Source organism: Kitasatospora phosalacinea, assembly GCF_000716545.1.
Taxonomy (GTDB): Bacteria; Actinomycetota; Actinomycetes; order Streptomycetales; family Streptomycetaceae; genus Kitasatospora; species Kitasatospora phosalacinea.
In genome coordinates, this window is the sequence record NZ_JNWZ01000134.1 from 1 (window position 1) to 4,070 (window position 4,070).

Sequence of the window (4,070 nt, forward strand, 5' to 3'; positions counted from 1 at the left end):
CCGCACCGTCACCATCCCCACCCGCCTCATCCCCCGCGGCTCCGGCGAACTCCCACCCACCACCCGCTAGTTCCACACCACCACCGCACCGCACACCACAACACCGCGCACCACCAACGACCCGCTCACCCCCGGCGCCCGCCGCCGCGCCGCCCTGCCCCGGCACAGCCATGCCCCGAAGCCGCCGTACCCGGCCGTGCCCGCGAGCGCCCCCCACCCCGCCCAAGCTCTGCGAAGGAGCTCGCATGCGCGCGTCCCGACCCGCCCGCCGCACCTCACTGGCCGTCCTGGCCACCGCCGTCTGCCTCGGCCTGACCGCCGGCTCCCCCGCCGTGGCCGACACCGGGCGGTTCCAGGAGCAGTACCGCCCCCAGGTGCACTACACCCCCGCACAGAACTGGATGAACGACCCCAACGGACTCGTCTACTACCAGGGCGAGTACCACCTCTTCTACCAGTACAACCCGAACGGCAACTCCTGGGGCGACATGTCCTGGGGCCACGCCGTCAGCACCGACCTCGTCCACTGGAAGGAGCTGCCGCTGGCCATCCCGCGCAGCGACGACGAGATGGTCTTCTCCGGCAGCGTCGTCGTCGACACCGACAACACCTCCGGCCTCGGCAGCCGCGCGAACCCCGCCATGGTCGCGGTGTACACCAGCGCCTACGACGACGGGCGGCAGGCCCAGTCGCTGGCCTACTCCACCGACCGCGGCCGCACCTGGACCAAGTACACCGGCAACCCGGTGCTCGACATCGGCTCCCACGCCTTCCGCGACCCGAAGGTCCAGTGGTACGCGCCGACCCGCAGCTGGCTGATGACCGTCTCGCTGGCCGACGAGCACAAGGTGGAGTTCTACACCTCCAAGGACCTCAAGTCCTGGAAGCTGCTCAGCGAGTTCGGCCCGGCCGGGGCCACCGGCGGCGGCTGGGAGTGCCCCGACTTCTTCCCGCTCGCCGTCGACGGCGACCCCGAGCACGTCAAGTGGGTCATGGTCGTCAACATCAACCCCGGCGGCATCGCCGGCGGCTCCGGCGCCCAGTACTTCGTCGGCGACTTCGACGGCACCACCTTCACCCCCGACGACGACGGCTCCTACACTCCGCCCGCCGGCACCGTCCTGCAGGACTTCGAGCAGGGCGGCTACGGCACCTGGACCACCACCGGCACGGCCTTCGGCACCGCGCCGGCCACCGGCTCCCTGCCCGGACAGTCCGCGATCACCGGCATCGAGGGCACCGGCCACGCCAACAGCTTCCACGACGGCGACAGCACCACCGGCACCCTCACCTCCCCCGCCTTCACCGCCACCAGCGACTACCTCAACTTCAAGGTCGGCGGCGGCAACCACCCCCACAACCCGAACGCCGTCACCGACCCGCAGCCCACCCCCACCGGCACCGTCCTCGCCGACTTCGAAGGCGACACCTACGGCGACTGGACCGTCACCGGCACCGCCTTCGGCACCGGACCGGCCCGGGGCACCCTCCCGGACCAGCAGGCCGTCACCGGCTACACCGGCCACGGCCTGGCCAACAGCTTCCTCCAGGGCGACTCCACCACCGGCACCCTCACCTCCCCGGCCTTCACCATCGACAAGAAGTACCTCGACTTCCAGATCGGCGGCGGCACCCACCCCGCCAACTCCGACTCCCCCACCACCGTCGAACTCGTCGTCGACGGCAAGACCGTCCGCAGCACCACCGGCAGCAACAACGAGCAACTCGACTGGGCCTCCTGGGACCTGACGGACCTCCAGGGCAAGACCGCCCAGATCAAGATCGTCGACCAGAACACCGGCGGCTGGGGCCACATCAACGTCGACCAGGTCGTCCTCTCCGACACCCGGGCCAAGCCCCAGTCGAACGAAACCGCCGTCAACCTGATCGTCGACGGCCAGGTCGTGCAGAGCGCCACCGGCTCCGACAGCGAGACCCTCGACTGGGCCTCCTTCGACCTGCGCCCCTACAAGGGCAAGCAGGCCCAGATCCAGATCGCCGACCTGAACACCGGCGGCTGGGGCCACATCATGGCCGACCAGTTCACCGCCGCCGACACCCCCGCCCTCTCCACGCTCCAGCGCGCCCACTGGGTCGACTTCGGCAAGGACTTCTACGCCGCCGTCACCTACAACGACGCCCCCCGCGGCGAGCGCACCATGATCGGCTGGATGAACGACTGGCAGTACGCCGGCAACATCCCCACCACCCCCTGGCGCAGCGCCCAGAGCCTGCCCCGCAACCTCCAGCTGCGCACCGTCGACGGCCGCCTCCAGCTCACCCAGCAGCCGGTCCAGTCCCTCAACACGCTGCGCCAAGGGCCGGCCGTCGCCCTCAACCACGTCACCGTCCGGCCCGGCACCACCGCCCTGCCCGCCCGCGGCAACGGCAAGGCCCTCGACATCGACGCCGTCTTCTCGCCCGCCGACGCGAAGAAGTTCGGCCTCAAGGTCCGCACCGGCGCCGGCCAGGAGACCGTCATCGGCTACGACACCGCCAACCAGCAGCTGTACGTCGACCGCACCAAGTCCGGCGCCGTCGACTTCGACCCCAACTTCCCCGGCGTCCAGACCGCCCCGCTCAAGCCCCAGAAGGACGGCAGGATCCACCTCCGGATCGTCGTCGACTGGTCCTCGGTCGAGGTGTTCGGCGGCCAGGGCGAAGCGGTGATCACCGACCAGGTCTTCCCCGACCCCGGCAGCCAGGGCGTCCAGCTGTTCGCCGAGGGCGGGTCCGCCCGCCTCGACAGCCTCAAGCTCTGGCACCTCGGCTCCTACCGGAGCGAGTAAGAGCCCCGTGCGGGGGCGGGCTTGAGGGTGCCCGCCCCCGCACGGTCCACCCGGCCCCGTCGTCGCACGGGCGCAGGGTGCGTCCCGTCCGATCCGGAGACCGGGACCCGGCCGTGTCCGTCCCGGCCTCCGCCGAGTGAACTCCGTGCCATCCCCCACCCCGCGGCCTGCCCCACCGCGCCACCCCCACCGCGGCACGCCGCTCCCGAGGACCCACCCGCACGGGCACTCCACCCGCCCCGGGGGTCCGGACCCGAGGAGACCCACATGCGCGACCGAACCGTCACGCACCACCGCTCCGAGCGCCTGCTCGCCCTCTCCGCCGCCGCCGTCCTCGGCCTGGCGCTCCTCGCGCCCTCCGCCGGCGCGCAGACCTCGTACACCGAGACCTACCGGCCCCAGCTGCACTTCTCGCCCGCCCAGAACTGGATGAACGACCCCAACGGCCCGATCTGGTACAAGGGCGCGTACCACCTCTTCTTCCAGTACAACCCGTCGGGGAACACCTGGGGCAACATGTCCTGGGGACACGCGACCAGCCCCGACCTGGTCCACTGGACCGAGCAGCCGATCGCCCTCCCCCAGGACGCCAACGAGATGGTCTTCTCCGGCGGAGTCGTCCTCGACAAGAACAACACCACCGGCTTCGGCACCAGCACCAACCCCCCGCTGGTCGCGATCTACACCAGCCACCGCAAGTCCGACGGCGTGCAGGCCCAGTCGCTGGCCTACTCCACCGACGGCGGCACCACCTGGACCAAGTACTCCGGCAACCCCGTCCTCACCATCGGCTCCCAGAACTTCCGCGACCCCAAGGTGTTCTGGAACGCCCGGACCGACAGCTGGCTCATGACGGTCGCCCTGTCCGCCGACCACAAGGTGAGCTTCTACTCCTCCCCGGACCTGAAGACCTGGACCAAGCTCAGCGACTTCGGACCGGCCGGCGCCACCGGCGGCCTGTGGGAGTGCCCGGACCTCTTCCAGCTCCCGGTGGGCGGCGACCCGGCGCGCACCAAGTGGGTGCTGGTCGTCAACATCAACCCCGGCGGCCCCCAGAACACCTCCGCCGCGCAGTACTTCGTCGGCGACTTCGACGGCACGACCTTCACCCCGGACGGGCCCGCCACCGCAACGCCGCCCACGGGAACGGTCCTCGCCGACTTCGAGGGGAGCACCTACGGCTCCTGGACGACCGCCGGCACCGCCTTCGGCACCGGCCCCGCCCAGGGCACCCTGCCCAACCAGCAGAACGTCACCGGCTACCTCGGCAAGGGACTCGTC

Annotated in this window: 2 protein-coding genes; both read left to right on the forward strand. The window is 71.0% G+C overall.

Translation table 11 applies throughout. The features are described from left to right. Positions 1–245 precede the first annotated feature (245 nt). Positions 246–2,789 carry a glycoside hydrolase family 32 protein gene (locus OO48_RS33660; protein ID WP_033223379.1) on the forward strand — a complete coding sequence of 848 codons (2,544 nt, stop codon included), beginning with the start codon at positions 246–248 and terminating at the stop codon, positions 2,787–2,789. Positions 2,790–3,056: 267 nt separating this feature from the next. Further along, positions 3,057–4,070: glycoside hydrolase family 32 protein (locus OO48_RS33665; RefSeq protein ID WP_033223380.1), on the forward strand; the 1,014-nt coding region annotated here is incomplete at its 3' end.